At 60.9% G+C, this 20,629-nt stretch carries 19 protein-coding genes; 17 read left to right on the top strand and 2 right to left on the bottom strand.

The features are described 5' to 3' along the window. Positions 1–168 precede the first annotated feature (168 nt). Positions 169–513, bottom strand: coding sequence for a hypothetical protein (locus tag EK373_RS20080; RefSeq protein ID WP_129645473.1), 345 nt, complete (start codon positions 511–513; stop codon positions 169–171). 273 nt (positions 514–786) lie between these two features. After that, positions 787–1,029 carry an RNA polymerase sigma factor gene (locus tag EK373_RS34320; protein WP_157994446.1) on the bottom strand — a complete coding sequence of 81 codons (243 nt, stop codon included), beginning with the start codon at positions 1,027–1,029 and terminating at the stop codon, positions 787–789. A 396-nt stretch (positions 1,030–1,425) separates the two neighbouring features. Between EK373_RS34320 and EK373_RS33810 the strand changes: the two genes are divergently transcribed. From EK373_RS33810 to EK373_RS19990, 17 genes are all read left to right on the top strand, one after another. Then, entirely contained in the window at positions 1,426–1,809 is a 384-nt protein-coding gene (locus EK373_RS33810) for a hypothetical protein (protein ID WP_232831166.1), read from the top strand. Positions 1,810–1,931: 122 nt separating this feature from the next. Further along, positions 1,932–3,329: an oxygen-independent coproporphyrinogen III oxidase gene (hemN, locus tag EK373_RS20065; RefSeq protein WP_129645471.1), complete on the top strand. Its 1,398-nt coding sequence runs from the start codon at positions 1,932–1,934 to the stop codon at positions 3,327–3,329. 7 nt (positions 3,330–3,336) lie between these two features. Beyond that, the gene (locus EK373_RS20060; protein WP_407676197.1) at positions 3,337–4,122 is read left to right on the top strand and encodes a helix-turn-helix domain-containing protein; all 786 of its coding nucleotides are present in this window, start codon (positions 3,337–3,339) and stop codon (positions 4,120–4,122) included. Positions 4,123–4,213: 91 nt separating this feature from the next. Next, the gene (locus tag EK373_RS20055; RefSeq protein ID WP_129645469.1) at positions 4,214–6,490 is read left to right on the top strand and encodes a nitric-oxide reductase large subunit; all 2,277 of its coding nucleotides are present in this window, start codon (positions 4,214–4,216) and stop codon (positions 6,488–6,490) included. A gap of 9 nt (positions 6,491–6,499) precedes the next feature. Continuing rightward, positions 6,500–7,735 carry an NnrS family protein gene (locus EK373_RS20050; protein WP_129645468.1) on the top strand — a complete coding sequence of 412 codons (1,236 nt, stop codon included), beginning with the start codon at positions 6,500–6,502 and terminating at the stop codon, positions 7,733–7,735. Next, positions 7,732–8,151 (top strand): SirB2 family protein, encoded by a 420-nt coding sequence (locus tag EK373_RS20045; RefSeq protein ID WP_129645467.1) that lies wholly within the window; start codon positions 7,732–7,734, stop codon positions 8,149–8,151. The genes EK373_RS20050 and EK373_RS20045 overlap by 4 nt, the downstream gene beginning before the upstream one ends. Positions 8,152–8,246: 95 nt before the next feature. After that, the gene (gene nirK / locus EK373_RS20040) at positions 8,247–9,752 is read left to right on the top strand and encodes a copper-containing nitrite reductase (protein WP_129645466.1); all 1,506 of its coding nucleotides are present in this window, start codon (positions 8,247–8,249) and stop codon (positions 9,750–9,752) included. Between the two features lie 25 nt (positions 9,753–9,777). Next, positions 9,778–10,581 carry a formylglycine-generating enzyme family protein gene (locus tag EK373_RS20035; RefSeq protein ID WP_232831164.1) on the top strand — a complete coding sequence of 268 codons (804 nt, stop codon included), beginning with the start codon at positions 9,778–9,780 and terminating at the stop codon, positions 10,579–10,581. After that, positions 10,578–11,165: an SCO family protein gene (locus EK373_RS20030; protein WP_129645465.1), complete on the top strand. Its 588-nt coding sequence runs from the start codon at positions 10,578–10,580 to the stop codon at positions 11,163–11,165. The genes EK373_RS20035 and EK373_RS20030 overlap by 4 nt, the downstream gene beginning before the upstream one ends. Next, entirely contained in the window at positions 11,162–11,341 is a 180-nt protein-coding gene (locus tag EK373_RS20025; RefSeq protein ID WP_129645464.1) for a hypothetical protein, read from the top strand. The genes EK373_RS20030 and EK373_RS20025 overlap by 4 nt, the downstream gene beginning before the upstream one ends. 115 nt (positions 11,342–11,456) lie before the next feature. Continuing rightward, complete coding sequence (locus EK373_RS20020; protein ID WP_129645463.1) at positions 11,457–12,401, top strand: alpha/beta hydrolase; 945 nt, start codon at positions 11,457–11,459, stop codon at positions 12,399–12,401. A gap of 93 nt (positions 12,402–12,494) precedes the next feature. Next, positions 12,495–13,184 carry a hypothetical protein gene (locus EK373_RS20015; protein WP_129645462.1) on the top strand — a complete coding sequence of 230 codons (690 nt, stop codon included), beginning with the start codon at positions 12,495–12,497 and terminating at the stop codon, positions 13,182–13,184. 98 nt (positions 13,185–13,282) lie between these two features. Continuing rightward, positions 13,283–14,692: a phospholipase D family protein gene (locus EK373_RS20010; protein ID WP_232831163.1), complete on the top strand. Its 1,410-nt coding sequence runs from the start codon at positions 13,283–13,285 to the stop codon at positions 14,690–14,692. A gap of 527 nt (positions 14,693–15,219) precedes the next feature. Then, complete coding sequence (locus tag EK373_RS20005) at positions 15,220–16,080, top strand: c-type cytochrome (RefSeq protein ID WP_129645460.1); 861 nt, start codon at positions 15,220–15,222, stop codon at positions 16,078–16,080. A gap of 10 nt (positions 16,081–16,090) precedes the next feature. Next, a complete protein-coding gene (locus EK373_RS20000) occupies positions 16,091–17,461 on the top strand; it encodes a cbb3-type cytochrome c oxidase subunit I (protein ID WP_129645459.1) in 1,371 nt (456 codons plus the stop codon). Continuing rightward, positions 17,458–18,261, top strand: coding sequence for a CbbQ/NirQ/NorQ/GpvN family protein (locus EK373_RS19995; protein WP_232831162.1), 804 nt, complete (start codon positions 17,458–17,460; stop codon positions 18,259–18,261). The genes EK373_RS20000 and EK373_RS19995 overlap by 4 nt, the downstream gene beginning before the upstream one ends. Positions 18,262–18,293: 32 nt before the next feature. Further along, positions 18,294–20,288: a nitric oxide reductase activation protein NorD gene (locus EK373_RS19990; protein WP_129645458.1), complete on the top strand. Its 1,995-nt coding sequence runs from the start codon at positions 18,294–18,296 to the stop codon at positions 20,286–20,288. Positions 20,289–20,629: the final 341 nt, after the last annotated feature.

Here is a 20,629-nt window from a genome sequence, read left to right as displayed (position 1 = left end):
GTTGATCTAGATCAGGTGAGCAGCGCGGCGGGCCGTCGTCGACATGGAATTTCACCAGAGCCTTCCGCGATAACGCTCATGGATGGATGATCGGCGGGCCTCCATCTCACCGAGCCAAAAAAATGGGCGACAGCAGCCACTGTCGCCCTTTCCGGGGGGACGGAGAAATCAGCGAGTAATCACGGCAGCGAAATCTGCCTTGGCAACATAGGAACCGGCGGGCGGACTGTCTATCACGATTACCTCACCGCGCCTGCTTGCAACACACCGCGCCTGCGCAATCTCCTTGCCGCTGCGCTTGCCAACCGCCGAGAGCGCAATCGTGTACGTGTCTTTTCTTCCCGCCTGCATCATGCCCAGTGGGCCCATTGTGGGCTGGTGCTTGTGGACGCGCACCACGCGATCTTTGGGAATATAGGTCTCGACGAACGATTTGACGCACGCGTCGAGTGCTTGATTCGAACCGGCATACGATGCGAGCGGTGTCGCCGCGAGCGCCAGCGTGCCGGCCATGGCAAGTATCATGCGAGCTTTCATGTTGGTCTCCTGTTGACGGTTCTCATGCTCAGTATCGGCTCGCGCGAACTGAGTAGTCATGATATAGATCAACTGAAGGCGTCAATTCACGCCGAAGGATGCCTCGAGCGCACCTTCCCTGGTTGCTCAGCAGGGCTGCTCGACCCTCGATCCATGACAGCTAGCCGATCACAGAAAAAAAACTTGCCGGTGATGGCTGTTGACGGCGCGTCGCTCGCACGTTAGCCGCGGATTACCATTCATCCAACGTTAGATCTCGATATGGATGGATCGTCGCAGCTTCCCGTAGGCGCCATTGAGATCTCGCAGCACGATGCGGGGTCTAACCGCGAGAGCGGCTGCAATCTCAGCCTGCGTCAACTCAGCGTCGATACGCATCCTGAGCACGCGTTGTTGACGGGGTGACAGGGCGGGGATCGCGCCTTCGATGACTCGCTCACTCTGGTCGCGATCGACATGACGTTCAGGCTCGAGGTGCGGCTCGATCGCCAAATTCTCCAGCCACTGCGGCTCATGCGCAGCCCTGGATCACCTGCGGCTCATGGCCATGCAACAGGCGCAACGAGCACGACGCGGATCGGCTCGTCTGTTGCATTGGCGAGATCGCCACTTGAGCGTTCTATCTACGAGGTGCTCGAGGCCATCGCAGCCGATATCGAGCTCGCCGAGCAATCCCCTGGGCTGAGCGCGAGCCTGATCCATTGGCGCGCCAAGGCACTGATCGCCCGACCGCGACTTCATGAGTTTCCGCCGCTCCGACAAGCGTTCGAGTCCTGGTTGCGCAGGTCGGCGCAGCTGGGCAGGCAGTCCACCTCTGTCGTACGCCGACGGACTCCCTGGCTCGCTCGACATCGATCGCGGGGCGGCTGCTACCCGCAAATTCAAAATATGAAACATATGCCGCTCGCCTTCTGCGCGATGAATGGATCGGCGAACTGCGCGAGCCACGTACAAACCGCCAGACCGCACGAGCATGCGGAGGATCCGTTCGGGCTGCAACGGCCGACGGATCGCGATGCGACCACGGCGGCGGAAGACTTCGCCGATGTCGTCTCCGAACTCGCCGAAGCGCGCCTCGTGGCGACCGCAGGCCGCCAGTCCGTGATTGAGGCTCGTCAGCAAGGAATTCTCACCTTCTGCCTCACGATCGATCGACACTCGGCGAGCTACTTGCCGGCGGTGCTTGGTAAGCATCACTTCGCCGTCCTGCACCGCCCCGAAATGCTCCTCAGCGCACTCATCGGGTGGCTGCGGCGGCTCGTGCACCGCTAGCTGCGCGGGCAAAAGCAGTACATCGGACGGCCCAGGCTCCGCTTAGGAAACGCCCGCGGTATTGCCGCCCGAGTTGACCTAGATCAGGGCGAAATCGGGACCCGCCGGCGTAAGTTGCGCCCATGAGGCACATTACCCTGACCTGTGACCCGGAGCTGCTGCGTCGCTACGACCAGCCAGGCCCACGCTACACCTCGTATCCGACCGCGCCCCAGTTCGGCCCGCACTTCCAAGAGGCCATGCTGCGCGAGTACATTCGTCGTAGCAATGAAGAGCTCATTCCGAGGCGGTTGTCGCTGTACGTGCATGTTCCCTACTGCACCAGTCCCTGCTTTTATTGCGGCTGCAATCGCATCATCACGCGCGACCGCACGGCGGGACGCCGCTACGTCGAGCGCTTGATCCGTGAGATCTCGTTGGCCGGACCACTGTTCGACCGCGACCGTGAAGTCATCCAGGTGCATTTTGGCGGCGGCACGCCGAATTTCCTGCGGCCCGACGAACTGCGTGACGTGATGAGCAGCCTCGGGCAGCAGTTCCAGCTCAGCAATGCGCCGGTCCGTGATTTCTCGATCGAAATCGACCCGCGCTTTGTCAACGCCGCGGACATTGCCGCATACGCCGACATGGGACTCAATCGCGCCAGCCTCGGCGTGCAGGACTTCGATCCGGTGGTCCAGGCCGCGGTGAATCGTGTTCAGACCGTCCAGCAGACGCTCGCCGCCATCCAAGCCTGTCGCCGCAATGGTTTTCGCTCCATCAATGTCGATCTGATCTATGGCCTGCCGCATCAGACGTTGGAAGGTTTCGGCCCGACCTTGGATACGGTGATCGGAATACGCCCGCATCGCCTGGCCGTATATGGCTATGCGCACATGCCTCATTTGTTCAAGCCGCAGCGTCGCATCGATGCGGCTCACCTGCCGAACGCCGAACAGCGAATTGCGCTGCTCTCATTGGCAATCGACAAGCTGACCAGTGCCGGCTACGTGTACATCGGCATGGACCATTTCGCCCTGCCCGAAGACGATTTGACCCACGCCTACGATGCCGGCACCTTGCATCGTAATTTCATGGGCTACACGACGCACGCGGACTGCGATCTGCTGGGTCTCGGCGTCAGCGCCATCAGCCACATCGGCGACAGCTTCAGTCAGAATCCACGCGATCTGGCGTCGTGGGAAATCGCGGTCGATTCCGGTCGGCTGCCCGTGTGGCGCGGCCGCCATCTGGATCAGGACGATCAGGTGCGGGCCGAGGTCATCCAGCAGCTCATGTGTGGCGGTTCCGTTGACATCTCGGCCGTGGAGCGACGCTATGACATCGATTTTCACCGCTACTTCGCCGACGCCCTGGCTCGCATGCAGCCTTTGGTGAGCGATGGCCTGGCGGTGATCGAGCGATCGCGCATTTCGGCAACGTCGCGCGGGCGCCTGCTCTTGCGTATCATTGCCATGTGCTTCGATCGATATCTAACTCCGAAACCTCCGGCTCAGGCGCAATACTCGAGCGCCGTCTAGGCCGCGCTTGCAGCCAGGCTATCCGCAGAGGTCAGCCCGGGTGAGCGACGCGACGAGCCGGCCCCGCCCGGTAGGCATCGCCGATGACGGCGACGCCTACCATTTTTGCAGCACCTGCGCCTTCTCGGCCGCGTGTCTGGATAGCGGGTACGACAAAAGCCAGCTCCGCGACTTGCATGTCCTCGTGGAGCACATCGGCCCGTTTCACGAAGGCGAGCATATCTTCCGCGAAGGCGATCCGTTCACCGCAATTGCAGCTGTGCGTTCGGGAACGGTGAAGACCTATGTCACGGATCACGAAGGCCGCGAGCACGTGCAGGGGTTCTTCCTGCCGGGCGAAGTCATCGGTCTGAACGCCATCTCCCAGGCGCGGTATCCGAGCAACGCCGTGGCGCTGGACTCGGTCATCCTGTGCCGATTCTCCTTTCCCAACATCTCTGCGCTGGCGATGCGCATGCCTGGATTGCAACAGCAACTCTTCAAGCTGCTGAGTCTCGACATTGGCAAGGCGGCGCTACTGTCCGGTAATTTTTCCGCCGACGAGCGCATGGCGGCCTTCTTGATCACGCTGTCGCGCCGCTATGCGGCTCGCGGCTTCTCGCCCAACCGGTTCATGTTGACCATGAGCCGCACGGATATCGCCAACTACTTGCGTCTCGCCCCCGAAACCATCAGCCGGGTGTTTCGCCGCTTTCAGGATGACAAATTGATCCACGTCGAGCGGCGTGAGATCGAGCTCACGGATCGCAAACAGCTGGAAGGGCTGGCCGACAACGTGCTCCGTGGCACTTAAACAACGATCCATCGCGCGCCTGATCTAGATCAAGGCGCAGCCCCTCGCCAGGCAAGAAGATCCCTCCACTTACAAGTGGGAGAGGATTTTCATGAACTCGAGTCGTAGGTTGTGGCTGGGACTAGGCGTCCTGCTGCTATTGTCCTTTGCAGTGCTGCTGTGGGTCGGCGGTGAAATCCACCGAGTGATGCCACCGATACCTTCGGCGGTCGTGACCGAGAATGGTCAGACGATCTACACCCGGGCCGACATTCAGAAAGGCCGGCAGGTGTGGCAGTCCATCGGCGGCCAACAGCTCGGATCCATCTGGGGACACGGCGGTTACGTCGCTCCGGACTGGACCGCGGACTGGCTCCATCGTGAGGCGGAGGCTTGGCTCGACATCGACGCCCGGCGAGAAACATCGCACGCCTACTCGGAACTGCCCGAAGAGACGCAAGCGGCATTCGCCGCACGGCTGCAGCCGCGCATTCGCAAGAACACCTACGATGCCGGCAGCGACACAATCACGATCTCAGCGGATCGTGCCCTGGCGATGGCGCAAGTCGCGGCTCACTACGAATCGCTGTTCAGCAATGATCCAGCAACGCTGGATCTGCGCAAAGCCTATGCAATGAAGGACAACACGGTGTTGTCCGCCGAGAATCGCGCCGCTATGACGGCATTCTTCTGGTGGACCGCGTGGTCCGCTGTTACGGAGCGTCCGGGCAAGGAAGTGACCTATACCAACAATTGGCCGCATGACGCCCTGGTTGGTAACGAGCCGCCGAGCCATCTCTTCATGTGGACAGTGTTCAGCGTGCTGTTCCTGATCGCAGGCATCGCCCTGCTCGGCTGGCATCATGCGCGACACAAGGAAGAAGCGCCTGCCGAACTGCCCGCAACGGATCCACTGGCGCTCATTCGCATCACGCCCTCGATGAAGGCGACCGCGAAATATTTCTGGTTGGTCGTGGCGTTGTTCCTGACGCAAATCCTGCTCGGCGCGATCACCGCGCACTATCAAGTCGAGGGCCAAGAAGCCTACGGCTTCGCGCTCGCCAACTATCTGCCCTACTCGCTCAGCCGCACCTGGCATACACAGCTTGCAGTCCTGTGGATCGCCACCGCGTGGCTCGGCATGGGGCTCTACATCGCACCGGCGATCTCCGGCCACGAGCCGAAGTATCAGCGGTTCGGCGTCAACTTCCTGTTCACGTGCTTGATCATCATCGTTGTCGGCGCATTCGCCGGGCAGTGGTTCGCGGTCATGCAGAAGCTCGGCCTGGACTACAACTTCTGGTTCGGCCATCAAGGATGGGAATACGTCGACCTCGGCCGCTTCTGGCAGATCTTCCTGTTCATCGGCCTGGGCCTGTGGCTGACGCTGGTGGGCCGCGCGCTGTGGCCAGCCTTGCGTAAGGGGGGTGAATCAAAATCCATTACGCTGCTGCTGTTTCTTTCTACGGTCTGCATCGGCCTGTTCTATGGCGCCGGCTTGATGTGGGGCGAGCACACGCACCTGTCGATGGTGGAGTACTGGCGTTGGTGGGTCGTGCACCTGTGGGTCGAAGGCTTCTTCGAAGTGTTCGCGACGGCGGTGATCGCCTTCCTGTTCACACGACTCGGACTGCTGCGGACGAGCACGGCGACCGCTGCGGTGCTGTTTGCAACCATCGTATTCATGAGCGGTGGCGTGCTCGGCACCCTGCATCATCTGTACTTCACTGGCACGCCGACGGCGGTGATCGCGCTCGGCGCGAGCTTCTCGGCGCTGGAAGTGGTGCCGCTCGCGTTCATCGGCTTCGAGGCTTATCAAACCTTCAAGCTCGGTTCCGCGACGCCTTGGATGCAGCGCTATCGTTGGCCGATTCTGTTCTTCACCGCGGTGGCCTTCTGGAATCTAGTGGGCGCCGGATTGTTCGGCTTCCTGATCAATCCTCCGCTGCCGCTGTACTACATGCAGGGCCTGAACCTCACTCCCCTGCACGGCCACACGGCGCTGTTCGGCGTGTATGGCTTCCTCGGCATCGGTCTGATGCTGTTCTGCCTGCGCGGCATCAAGCCGAACGTCGTTTGGGACGAGCGCGTGCTGAAGACCAGCTTCTGGGCATTCAACATCGGTTTGGCCGGCATGGCGCTGCTGACGTTGCTGCCCATCGGCGTGATCCAGCTCAACGCGGCGATCGAGCATGGGTACTGGTACGCACGCTCCGCCGAGCTGTTGCAGAAGCCGCTCATTCAGCTGTTGGTCTGGATGCGCGTGCCCGGCGACACCATCTTCAGCATCGGTGCCTTGTCGCTCGCCTACTTCGTGATCCGTCTGTGGATCGCGCCGAAGCAGACGAAGCTCGTGGTGCCTGAAGGTGCGCAAGTCGCAAAGCGTTGAGATAGGACCATGAGTACAGTCGCCCTGCCCGCCAGCACCTTGCGCATCATCGCGGCCGCCCCCCACCGCTTGATGTTCTTCATTGGCGCAACCAACGTGTTGCTGGCAATGCTCTGGTGGGCATGGTGGCTGATCAGTGCGCGCTGGCTCGGAGGAACCAGCGCGCAACCCCCGGTGCCGCCGGGATGGATGCACGCCGTCATCATGCAGTACCAAGTGCTGCCGGCCTTCATGTTCGGCTTCTTGTTGACCGTCTTTCCGCGGTGGATGTCGCTGCCGCCGCTGCAACGGTCGCACTACGTGCCGGTCGGTGTCGGCATGTTCGGAGGGCAGCTCGTGACCCTGGCCGCGGTCGCGGGCTTCGCGGACCCGACCCTCCTGTTGAAGATTGGCGCAGTACTGACAACCGCAGGCTGGTTCATGGGCACCCTGTGGCTGGTTCGCCTGCTCAATCAGGAAGGCGGGCGCACGTGGCATGCAGTGAGCTGCGCTTTCGCGCTCGGTTTCGGCTTGCTCGGTCTGGTGCTCTACTCGCTCTATCTCTATCACCCCGATGCGCGTGTGATGTTCGTTACGATCAAGCTCGGCACGTTGGCCGTGCTGCTACCGATCTATTTCACCGTCTGTCATCGCATGATTCCATTCTTCGCGAGCGCCGCTTTGCGCGGTTACCAGCTCGTCCGACCGATGTGGACGCTCGCCCTGTTCTGGGCGCTCGCATTGATACACCTCTGGCTCGAGCTACGACATGCCTACGCCTGGCTGTGGATGGTGGATGCGCCTCTGGTAGCCATGACGGCTTGGTTGACCTGGCTATGGTGGCCACGCCGGACCGCGATGCCCGCGTTGTTGCGAGTCCTCTTTCTCGGCTTCGCCTGGTTACCCATCTCCTTCGGGCTGTATGCGATCCAAAGCCTGAAGTTTGCGGCGAGCACCGAATTCATTCTCGGCCGCGCGCCGGCGCACGCATTGTTCATTGGATTCTTCGGCAGCCTGCTCGTCGCCATGGTGACGCGTGTCACTCAAGGACACTCGGGTCGGCCGCTGGTGCTCGGTAGAGTCGCGGCATTTGCTTTCATCGTGGTGCAGATCGTGGCAGTCACGCGCGTCATCGCCGAGCTCTTGCCCGACGCGCTCGCCGTGCAAGCGCTGGCAGCCATCGGCTGGCTCGTGGCTTTCGCGCCGTGGGTGTTGCGATCCAGCTGGATCTATCTCACGCCACGCGCCGACGGTGCCGCAGGATGATCGAGTTCTATCCGCAGATCAAATCCGTTCATATCGCGGCCGTGATGCTCAGCGGCCTGTTGTTCCTGATACGCGGGGCGGCCATGAGTGCCGGCATGACTTGGGCGATGGCGGCGCCGCTTCGCTACTTGAACTATTCGATCGATACGACGCTGCTGACAGCCGCATTGATGCTCGCCACCCTGCTGCATCAATACCCCTTTGTGCACCCCTGGCTGACAGTGAAGATCGCGCTGCTAGTCATATACATCGTGCTCGGAAGCTTCGCGCTGAAGCGCGGTTCGACCCGAAAAATACGCATTCTGTGCTGGCTTGCTGCCTTACTGGTGTATGCGTTCATCATCACCGTGGCCCGCGCTCACCATCCCGCGGGCTTGTTTGCGGCCATCCCTGATCTCCTGCGGACATCAACGTAAGCACGCGTTCCGTGTGACTTAGATCAGGTAAGCGACCGGTCTCGCGACCTATGCTGGCTACGAAGTCAAGCAAGGTATCCAAAGCGAGAACATCCATGAACCGCCTGTTGCCACTGCTCGCCAGCTCAGCCGCGTTGCTGCTCGGCGCCTGCACCAACGACGCTCCCATTCCAGCCAGTCATGCAGCTTCCCTGTCCGACACGGGAGGCTCGCGCAAGGGCGATTTCGGCCCGCCCCAGGGTGAGCCGATCAAAGCCGTCCTGACGAGCCCGCCAAACGTGCCACCCGCCACCAATCGCAACTATCCGGCGAAAGTGGTCGTCGAGTTGGAAGTGACGGAAGTAGACATGGAGATCGCCGAAGGCGTGACCTACACGTTCTGGACGTTCGGCGGCACTGTGCCAGGCAGCTTCATTCGAGTGCGCCAGGGCGACACCGTCGAGTTCCGCCTGAAGAATCATCCCTCCAGCAAGATGCCGCACAACATCGACCTGCACGGTGTCACCGGCCCCGGCGGCGGCGCGGCCTCGAGTTTCACAGCGCCCGGCCACCAGACGCAATTCACTTTCAAGGCGCTGAATCAGGGCTTGTATGTCTATCACTGCGCGACCGCTCCAGTGGGCATGCACGTCGCGAACGGAATGTACGGTTTGATTCTGGTCGAACCGCCGGAAGGTCTGCCGCCGGTCGATCACGAGTTCTATGTCATGCAGGGTGACTTCTACACCGTGGGCAAGTATCGCGAAAAAGGCCACCAGGCATTCGACATGCAGAAGGCCATCGACGAGAACGCCAGCTACGTGCTGTTCAATGGGTCCGAGACGGCGCTCACCGGTCCACGTGCGCTCAAGGCGAAGGTCAACCAAAGCGTTCGTATGTTCATCGGCAACGGCGGACCGAACCTGGTGTCGAGCTTCCACGTGATCGGCGAGATTTTCGACAAGGTGCAATACGAAGGCGGTACTCGCTTCCAGGAAAACGTGCAGACCACGCTCATTCCCGCAGGCGGCGCCGTCACCGTCGAGTTCCACACCGAGGTGCCCGGCAACTACGTGCTGGTCGACCACTCCATCTTCCGCGCGTTTAACAAAGGTGCGCTCGCCATTCTCGAAGTCAGCGGTGAGGAGCGGCAAGAGATCTACTCCGGCAAGCAACTGGATGAAATGTACATCGGCGACAAACTGGCCAGCCTCGCCCCCGTCGCCGAAGCCGCCAAAGCCAGCACCACCGGCACGCTGACGAAGGCACAGCAGATGCAGGCTGGCGCCGTGCTGTTCAAAGGCACCTGCTCCACCTGCCATCAGGACACCGGTCAGGGTTTGCCGAACGTCTTCCCGCCGCTCGCGAAGTCGGACTATCTGCTCAGCGACAAGAATCGCGCGATTGCCGTCGTGCTGAACGGCTTGAGCGGACCGGTCACCGTGAACGGCGCACAGTACAACTCCGTCATGCCGCCGATGAGTCAGCTCAACGACGATGAGGTCGCAAACATTCTTACTTACGCACTCAACAGCTGGGGTAACAGTGATGGCACCGTCACAGCTGACGAGGTTGCGAAGGTGCGAGCCACCACCAAGCGTGCGGAAGGCGCAGCGCATTGATCGCAGTGCTCCGTGGATGACTGCAATGAAGAAGCTCATGCGACATCGCCGATACCTGGCAGCCCTGGCACTGATGCTGGTGTCGCTGGGGCACGCAGAGTCGCCCGATACGCCGGCAGCTCCAGCGATACCCGGCGGCAGCTTCGAATCGGTGTTGCCGCCCGCCCCGAGTGTGAAGAACGTGCGTATCCAGCCCTTCCGGCTGGATCGTACGCCCGTCACCAACGAGCAATTCGCGACCTTTCTTCGAACTCATCCACAGTGGCGACGCGATCGTGTTGCGAAAGTCTTCGCGGACGAGCAGTACCTTTCACATTGGCAGGCCCCGCTCGATCCGGGCCAGGAAAATCTCCGCCGACCGGTCGTGCACGTGAGCTGGTTTGCAGCGACTGCCTACTGTGAAGCGCAAGGTGCGCGGCTTCCCCGGTGGCACGAGTGGGAATACGTCGCTGCGGCGAGCGACCGGCAACGAGATGCCAGAAACGATCCCGCCTGGCGGCAACAAATATTGAGTTGGTATTCGCGCTCGGGTCGCGGGCCTCTGCCGGCGGTCGGCGGCACAACCGCCAACGCGTTTGGCATTCAAGACTTGCACGGTGTGATCTGGGAATGGGTGGAGGATGCAGGCGGCATGCTGGTATCTTCGGACAACCGCGAACAGAGCAGTGCCGATGTCATGCGCTTCTGCGGCGAAGGCGCGCTCACCATGGAGCAGAAAGAGAACTACGCGACGCTGATGCGCATCGCGATGCTGTCGAGCATGAAGGCTCGCTATACCAGTGCAACCATGGGATTCCGTTGCGCGTCCGATGTGAGGACAGGGTCATGAAACGTTTGTTATTCGCTTTGCTGCTACTCGCGACAGTCGTGCGCGCAGATACGGCAGGATCCATCTATCAAGTCGCGGCGGCACTTGCTGATCAGAGCGGAGTCTTGCGCCGCATGGACGTTTATCAGGGCCATCCGGTGCTCGTCACCATGTTCTATGGCAGCTGCCCAATGGCCTGTCCACTGCTGATCGACACACTGCGAGCGACGGAGCGCGCCGCCCCGGCCAGCGAGCGCTCCCAGCTGCGCTTGCTGCTCATCTCCATCGATCCGGAGCGCGACACCGTCGCGAACCTGAAAGCGCTCGGCGAGAGTCGAAAACTCGATCCCACCCGTTGGACGCTTGCGCGCACAGATGCGGCGAGCGTGCGAAAGATCGCCGCGGTGCTCGGCATTCAGTATCGAAAGCTACCGGATGGCGGCTATAACCACTCGAGCATCGTGACATTGCTCGACGCCAACGGCGAGATCCAGTATCAAAGCTCGGTCCTCGGCAAGGCAGATCCAGAGTTGCTCACGGCGCTCGATCGCATTACTCAGCCAGCGCGCGCGCAGCGACAAGTTGCGGAGCCGTCTGTTCGATGACATCCCCTAACGTGCCCGATGAGCTGCGCTCGAGGCGACTGGAGAAGCTCTGGGCGAAGGCTTCGAAGCTGCGGCGAATGGAGCGAGATGCTCTTATCGAGCGCGAAGCAAAGAATGACTATGACCGCCGACTCCTGTTGGACCGTTCGGAGATCGAGGGCGCCGACGCGCCATGACCGTCTCCCCGTGAGATGACAAAGGCCACCGCGACCGGCGCTCGCAATTGAACGATTCACGCAACTCAGCTACAAGTATGCATCGAGGTAAAGAACATCGGCAGCATAGTAGTTCATGGATACCGAACGCGATTTCCATAAGCGCAGTGTCGAATTCCGTTCGCGTGGCGAGCCCTGCGCGGCTTCTTTTTATGTTCCCCTGAAAGCCCGCGCACCGCATCCCTGCGTCGTCATGGCGAATGGCTTTTCGGGTACGAAGGACTGGATACTTCCCGATTTCGCCGCGCACTTCGCCTCCAGAGGCATCGCGGTTCTGACTTTCGATTACCGCCGGCTCGGCGAAAGCGGGGGTACTCCGAGACAGGTCATAGACACGGATGAGCAGTTCGCCGACCTCGAGGCCGCGATACATTTTGCCAAGAACAAGTCGGATGTAGATCCACACGCGCTCGGGCTGTGGGGCACTTCGCTCGGCGGCAATTATGTGATTCGATATTTGGGCAACACCGATGTGATTGCCACGGCGGTGTTGAATGCCCCGGCTCTCGATGCCGTGAGGGGCGCCAATCTCAAGAAAAAATCCAAGGCGGCCGGCGCCGGCTTACTGGCTGTTCTCGGCGCAACCGCAAGATTATTCATTCTTGCAGTGTATGACCGCCTTCGCGCGACACTCGGCGCTTCTCCTTGCTACGTCAAAGTTTATGGCGACCCGGGCAGAGCTTTTTTCACCGACCCGGCCCTGCAGCCGCTGTTTGATCGCTTGGAACGCGAGAACACGCGATGGAAGAACCAGGTTGGCGCAAGATTCCTTCTCAAGCCTCCGCGCTATCAAGAAGGCACCATGCAGAGAATCAGAATTCCACTGCTTTTTTGCCTGGCCGAAAGAGATCTCGAGATCTCGAACGACTATGTGAAGGCCAAGGCAAGCCTCACTCCACAGGCAACGGTAAAAACCTATCCGGCCGCCCACTTCGACCTCTATCACCGGCCAACACTAGACAACGTCCTGGCCGATCAGTTCGAGTTCCTCTCGCGACATCTTGGCCGTTCCCCGGGATAGCAAGAGCCAGGGTTCGCCCTATAACGGCCCCTTGGATAATATAGTTGAGCAGGCAGCCCCTGGCCTTGCCCCTCCCGCAGCCAAGAATATGCGATGAAATCCCCGATCGAGATGGAAACGGCAGCTGGCGACACCATCGACTCCTCGATGCGTGTCATAGAGGTGCGTATAGCTGAGTTGCGACAGCTCTTTAATGCGATGGACCCCGCTCCGTTTCGCAGTCGTGATCTCGACCCGAATGCGGAAGAGTTCATCGTTGCGTGGGGGAAAGAGCTGCCGCGCGATAGCGCGCTCGCGCTGCTCGTGCATCTGGATCGCTCCCCGGGGCGTCCTGATGAGGCAGCGACGCTGCGTGATGCGATCCATGAATACTTCAATGGCCGACAACTCGCGGCCCGGCAGCAGTTGCGCGCTCTGTTTAGTCGCGGGCGAATCAGTCTGGCCATCGGCCTCGCCTTTTTGGCCGTGACCATCCTAGCCAGTCAGCTAATCGAGGCATCGTCCCACCCGCGCGGCGCCTTCCTGGGCGTCGTGCAGGAAAGCCTGTTGATTGGCGGGTGGGTCGCAATGTGGCGGCCGATCGAGATCTTTTTATATGACTGGTGGCCGATCCGGGCTGACGCCCGCCTGTTCTCGCGGCTCGCGGCAATGCCAGTACGCATCAAGTATGGAACTGAGCGTCCGTCGCAGGCCTGGCAGCAGGACTGGCCTGCCGTATCACACGCACTGCCCACCCGTCTCGAGTACGCAGCTCGCCCGTCCTCTGCGTCCGACGTACCGTGACAGGAACGACACCGAAAACGCGACGGCCACTCTGGCGATTGGGAACTCCGGGATATCGGGCGAGTTCGCCGCTATCAGACCTCTCCGATACGAGGCTGTTGCGCTCGGTCCTGCCGCGGGTACGCCTGCATCCGGGAAAGTCGGGCATCGTGGAGCTGCGCGATGGTCGCGATGCGTTCGCCGCCCGAGGGCTTCTCGCCGATGCTGCCGAACGGACGCTCGACATTCAATACTACATCTGGCGAAACGACATGTCGGGCACGCTGCTGCTCGATGCCCTGCGTCGCGCAGCTGATCGCGGTGTACGGGTACGTCTCTTGCTCGATGACAATAACACCGCAGGACTCGATCCGGTGCTCGCCGCTCTGAATGCACATCCGCAAATCGAAGTTCGCTTGTTCAATCCATTCACGTTGCGCCGCTATCGCGTTCTCAACTACCTGACGGACTTCTCGCGACTCAATCGGCGAATGCACAACAAGACGTTCACGGCCGATAATCAGGTCGCGATCGTTGGCGGGCGCAACGTCGGCGATGAGTATTTCGATGCGCATCAAGAGTTTGCCTTTGTCGATCTCGACGTACTCGCGATCGGACCTGTGGTAAATGATGTAGCGGCGGATTTCGAGCGTTACTGGCAGAGTGCATCGTCCTATCCAGTCGATTCGATTCTGCCTAGCCCCGATGGCGCAGCTATTCGCAAACTGGCCGCGGCGGCCGAAGCCGTCACTCGAAGCCGCGCTTCAGTGGCGTACGTGCGGGCACTGCAGACCTCGCGTTTCGTTCACGACTTGCTCGCCGGCACGCTCGGCTACCGTTGGGCGGTGACTCACATGGTGAGCGACGATCCCGCCAAGGGCCTGGGTCGGAAAGGGCCGCGCGGCGCGATTCTGGAAAGGCTCGAGCATGTTCTGGGAACTCCCCAGCATGAGCTCCAACTCATTTCGCCATACCTCGTGCCAACGCGCGAAGGGGTCAGAACGCTCGCAGACCTCGCGCGGCGAGGCATCAAGATTACGATTCTCACGAACTCGCTCGATGCGACGGACGTTACCGCGGTACACGCAGGATATGCAAAACGCCGGCGCGCATTGCTTGCAAGCGGCATCACGATCTACGAATTGATGCGAACGACTTCGCATCGCGTGCGCGGCGATCGAAAGCTCAGCGGGAGCTCCGGATCGAGCTTGCACGCAAAGACATTCTCGGTCGATCGCACACGCGTGTTCGTCGGGTCCTTCAATCTCGATCCGCGGTCGGCGGCTCTCAACACCGAAATGGGATTGATCATGGAGTGTCCGGAACTGGCTGCGAACATCGCCACAGGATTGGCGAGCCGGTTCCCGGAACATTGCTATCGCTTGAACATGCAAGCGGATGGCCGCCTCGAATGGGCCGAGCATCGTAACGGCGAAACGATCATTCACACCCGGGAGCCGAACGCTCCTTGGTGGCGTAGACTGATCGTGTCACTGCTAGCCCTCTTGCCGATCGAATGGCTGCTTTGACCTAGCCTTTGCACCCCGCATCCTTCATGCGCCGGCGCAACCAGGCGTCCTCACCGCGCTGTGACATGGTGAAGGATCCGCTCCGAGACGGTCGCCACCTCCAATCGCGCGACAAGCGAGGCGCTTGGTTTGGATTGCCCGTCTTCATGGAATAATTACTCGCCTCGTTCGAACTCGCCCAAATCGCTCCCAAACCTCCGACACGCGCCATACACCCAGCGGGCGGATTCAGCGCATGTCCGGTGTCGTTTAACAGACTCACATGAGACTTTGAAATATTTTCGTTGCTGCGCTCGCGGAAAACCACACTTTGGCTGCGCGTTCGCTGTGATAGTGTCCGTCGCACTGCGCAGCCGAACGCTGAAAAAGGACATATAGCGCCTCATGCATGGGGAATCATTTTTTATTCCGCTTCGCATCGTTAGTTTCGTCGTGCTGCTCGCGATGCTCGCTGCGATTGTCTACTCCGCCTGGATCTCGCTGACGCACTGGACTGGCATCGGCGTCTAAGCATCCCCGGTGATGATATGAACAAGCGTCAGGCACGACTGTTCGCGATCGCGTCGACTGGCCTCGCCACGGTCGCGTTTCTCGGTCTCACCTTACACAGCCACACGAAGTTCGACGAACTCACCAACGCTCAGAACAACACGCCGCAGGTGCAGAGCGGAAGGGATGTTTGGCATAAATATAACTGCGTCAACTGCCACACGTTGTTTGGCGAGGGCGCGTATTACGCCCCGGACCTGACCAAGATCACGCAGCTGCGTGGCGAACAATATTTAAAGGCATACATGCGCGATCCGTCGGCCTTCTATGACGAGCAGCGCCATCGCCGGCTGATGCCGAAACAGAACCTGAGCGAACGCGAGATTACCGATCTGATCGCATTTCTGGACTGGGTCAGCAAAGTGGACAACCAGGGTTGGCCGCCCCGCCCTATTCTCGTCACCGGCGCGTCTATTCCAGGTACGGACTTCGGACCTGCACAAGGGACGAGTTCCGGCACTGCGTCGACGCTGCCCCCCGGCGCACGACCGGTCACCGGGACCGAAAACCCAATCGCCCTGGGTGCTGCCGCATTCCGTTCGGTCGCACCGGCGTGCAATGCATGTCACTCGACGGCGCCAGGCGTGAACATGGCCGGTCCTTCGCTCGCCGGCGTGGCTGCGCGCGCGGAAGAATTGATTGGCTCGCCCGAGTACAAGGGGCAGGCAAAGGATGTGAAGAGCTATCTGATCGAATCCATTCGCACGCCGAGCGCTTACGTGGTTCCCGGCACGATGTACTCGGCGGACGGCACCTCGTTCATGCCGAACACCTATGAGCATGATCTGAGCGCGGAACAGATCGACCAGCTCGCGGAATATCTTTCCACCTTGAAGTAGGAAGCTCGTGATGCGCTATCGCTCGCAGGCCGTCGCATACTGGTACTTCGCGGTCGCGATGGTGCTGTTCGGGTTGCAGCTCGTCTTCGGATTGCTGTCGGCCGCGAAGTATCTCGGCCCCGATCCTCTTCTCAACATCCTGCCGTTCGACGTGACGAAGGTCATTCACACGAATCTGCTGATCGTGTGGGTGCTCACCGGTTTCATGGGCGCCACCTATTGGATGGTTCCGGACGAATCTCGCACCGAGCTTTACAGCACCAAGCTCGCTTACATCCAGCTCGGACTGTGGGTGGTGATGGGCGTGACCGCCGTGATCGGCTATCTGTTCCGCTACGGGACCGGCAACAAACTGCTCGAGCAGCCGCTGCCGCACAAGATCGTCATCGTGATCGTCATGCTCATGTTCCTCTACAACGTGATCATGACGATTCGGAGGTCGGGCCGGTTCACGACGACGGAAGGCGTGCTGTTGCTCGGGGTGGCGGGGGCCGCGGTCCTGTATCTGCCAGCGCTGCTGCACTATGAGAACTACACAGTTTCGATCATTTATCGCTGGTGGACGATTCATCTGTGGGTCGAAGGCGTGTGGGAGATGATCCAAGGCGGCTTTCTGGCTTACTTGCTGATCCGCCTCTCAGGCGCGGACCGCGAAGTGCTCGAGAAGTGGCTGTATGTCATCGTCGGTCTTGTATTCATCGCCGGCATCCTCGGCACCGCGCATCACTACTACTGGGTGGGCGTGCCCCAGTATTGGCTGCCGATCGGCGGGTTCTTCAGCGCGCTCGAGCCGGTGGCGCTCGTGGGCATGGCGATGTACGCGTACTCGGCGATCAGACGCTCGGGACTCGCGCACCCGAACACGCTCGCCTTGCATTGGACGATCGGTAGTGCCCTGTTCACTTTGTTTGGCGCCGGCCTGCTCGGCCTGGCGCACACCTGGCCCTCCGTGAACAAATGGACCCACGGCACGCTCGTCACAGCGATGCATGGACATGCTGCGTTCTATGGCGCGTACGCGATGATCGTGCTCGCCATGATCACCTTTGCGTTGCCGAGCATGACGCACGATCGACGTGAGCAAGGCAGCGCCGTGGGCTATTGGTCGTTCTGGCTGCAGTTGGCCGGGATGTTCGGAATGACGCTGTCCTTCGCAACCGCGGGCATCGGCCAGGTATATCTCGAACGTATCCTCGGGCTTGGCTATCTCGATACTCAACTCAAGATCCAGGTGCACTTTCTCATGCTCATCGCGACCGCAACGTTGTTCTCGATCGGCGTTGGCCTGTTCATCTGGGACTTCTTCCGCACACGTCCACGCTTCGAGATCGTCGCTGAAGGAGCACCGCCCGCCGCGCCTGCACGCGTCGCTGTCACGTGAACGCCCAAACGCTCCAACACGCCTCCGATGGGCCCTACTATCTTGCCAGTGGCGAGGAAGTGCGCATCTTCGAGCAGTGTCACGCGCAACAGCTCGCGATCATGCTCAAAGGCCCGACCGGCTGCGGCAAGACCAGGTTTGTGGAGTACATGGCCTGGCGCCTCGCCCGGCCACTAGTCACCATCTCGTGTCACGACGATCTCGCGGCGAGCGATCTCGTCGGCCGCTTTCTCATTCGCCACGACGGCACCTATTGGACCGACGGACCACTGACGCGCGCCGTGCGTAGCGGCGCGATCTGCTATCTCGATGAAGTGGTCGAAGCACGGCAAGACACGGTAGTCGTCATGCATTCGCTCACCGATCATCGGCGCGAGCTGAACATCGACAAGACGGGCGAGCGTCTGGTCGCGCCGCCGGAGTTTCAATTGGTGATTTCGTACAACCCCGGCTATCAGCGCATGCTCAAGGACCTCAAGCCGAGCACCCGTCAGCGCTTCGTCGCGCTCGAGTTCGATTTTCCCACGCTGGAGCATGAAGTAGCGATCGTCACACACGAGAGCGGACTCGACCGCGGTATGGCGCACGCCCTCGTGACGCTGGGACAGCGATTGCGTGGCTTGCGCGATCGCGGCCTTGCGGAGGTTCCAAGCACTCGTCTATTGATCGCAGCGGCGCGACTCGCCGCCGCCGGCGTTCCTATTCGCGAAGCATGCCATGCTGGATTGATCGCTCCCCTGACCGATGACGCATCGTTGCTCTCGGCCATGCGAGACCTGGTGAACGCGTCCTTCGTTTGATCCGTCGATTCGGGGGCCCGCGCGGCAACTTCATGCCAGAAGCCGAAGATGTCATCACCGACGCCGCACGACACGCCACTGTATTCGTGCAGGAGCTATGGCAACGTCATCGTCCACCATCGAGCGAGACCATCGATGTGCCGCTTCTGCATCGGCTGGATCTGTTGCTCGCCGGTTCATTCGTAGAGCGGTTCAGCCTGCGGATTGCACAACCGCCCGCTCCGATTCCACTCGTTCGGCGACTATTCTTGCGCGACGAGACGCCAGTCTCCCGCGAGGCCATTCCCGCCACGGATGGACGCTCGATATGGTTGCCAGTGAGTTCCGTCAGGGACATCGGGCAACTTCAGGCCATCGCCCTCCAACAAGCGTCGCGCGCGACACGCCGCGCCGTAGACTATCTACCCTCGGCGAGCGATTCGCTGCTGCGCTCGGTGTTCGAAGTACTCGAGGCGAACGCCGCAGACTCGACGCTCGTCTCCGACTTTCCGGGAATGGCAGCCCGTATCGAGACGCTGCGACAGGAATGCCTTCAACAGCGACCACGCCTCGAAGCGTTTTCACCGGTACGTCGAGTGCTGGAGCGCTGGGTCCGAACGATACTTGGGACTCCGGTTTGTGCCACTACGAGCCGCGCGTCCTCTCGCGCTTCCTTCGAACGCGCCCAGGAGATCGTTCAAGAACTGACGCGCGGCTGCGCCGATATACCAGCGAACATGGGATATCTGTTTCGGGATCGCTGGATAGGCGAATTGCGTGACGCGCCTGAAGAGGCGTGCGCTGTGGAGCAAGCTCCGCCGGCCGAGGATGCAACCAACCCCATCTCGCGCAGCGCGCGAATGACACGCCGACCGGAGGTACGTAGGCCTGATGAGCGCGACGAGAAAACACATCAAGGCGCGTGGATGGTACAAACTGCGCAGCCGCACGAGCACGCGGAGGACCCGTTCGGCATGCAACGGCCCACGGACCGGGACGAAAATCAGGCCGCCGAGGAATTTGCCGATTCTTTGTCCGAGCTTGCGGAGGCGCGGCTAGTCAGCGTTCCGGGTGCGCCAAAAGAAGTCTTGCTGTCGGATGACCCGCCCCCGACGACCTCGCGCATGGCAGCCTCTCAGAGCCAGCAGGTCATCGCAGCCGTGGTGCGGTATCCGGAATGGGATTTTCGCACGCGGACGTATCGCGTACCGGGCGCCGCCGTGCATCTGCTCGAGGCAGTCGCGGGTCCTCGCGAATGGATCGAGCGAACAATCGAGCAGCACCGCGCGCTTTTACATGCTGTCAGACGTCAGTTCGAATCGTTACGAGCTCAGCGAACACGTTTGCGCCAGCAAGTCGATGGAGACGAACTCGATCTGCAAGCATGCGTTGACGCGTTCGCGGACGCTCGTGCCGGCATGGCAGCCGATGGCGGACTTTATCAATGCACACGCGCCGCGAAGCGCGAGCTCGCCGTGGCGCTGCTGATTGACGTAAGCGGCTCGACGGACGGTTGGGTATCCCAGCATCGACGAGTGATCGATGTGGAGCGTGAAGCACTGCTGCTCGTCTGTCTCGCGCTCCAGAGTCTCGGTGAGCCGTACAGCGTGCTCGCGTTCTCCGGCGAAAGCCGCGAACGAGTCACGGTGAGATCCGTAAAGTCCTTTGCCGAGACGTTCGGGAACGATGTTGCTGCCCGAATCGCCGGACTACAGCCGGAGGCCTACACACGCGCGGGCGCCGCGATTCGTCACACCACATCATTGCTCATGCGCGAGCCGGCGCGACATCGATTGCTGCTGTTATTGTCGGACGGCAAGCCGAATGACGCGGATGAGTACGATGGTCGCTACGGCGTCGAAGACATGCGCCAATCGATCGTCGAAGCGCGGCTACAAGGAATTTTCTCGTTTTGCCTCACCATCGATCGACACACGGCGAGTTATCTGCCCGCAGTCTTCGGCGAGCGTCAATACGCCGTGCTGCATAGGCCGGAGTTGCTGGCAAGCGCGCTGCTGGGCTGGCTTCGCCGCCTCGTGCAGGGGTGATCCGAATCCACCCCTTTGCGTCCTCCGCTTCCACCCCTATGCTCCGCTCAAACAAGTAGGCGAAGCAACTAAGGCGGCCCCTCAGTGTCCCCTCCCGGGCCGGTAGGGGAGTCCCGTCGTTCATCGCCGCCTCACCAGGCCGATATCGACTGCATGGGTTCTCCGACTGGTGCATTCTTCTGGGCGGTGCTTCTGTGAGTATTCGCGCTCGGCTTCTTACTACAATGGCAGTAGCCGCACTCTGTCGATCGTCGCTGTTGTCGTGTCGCTCGCATTGGCAGACTCTCGCCGTAATGCTCATACGCGCCATCCTTTCGGGTCTTGGCACAGCGGTAAACGTG

The sequence above is a fragment of the Peristeroidobacter agariperforans genome (assembly GCF_004138335.1).
GTDB lineage: Bacteria > Pseudomonadota > Gammaproteobacteria > Steroidobacterales > Steroidobacteraceae > Steroidobacter > Steroidobacter agariperforans.
This window is presented reverse-complemented; position numbering and strand designations above follow the sequence as displayed.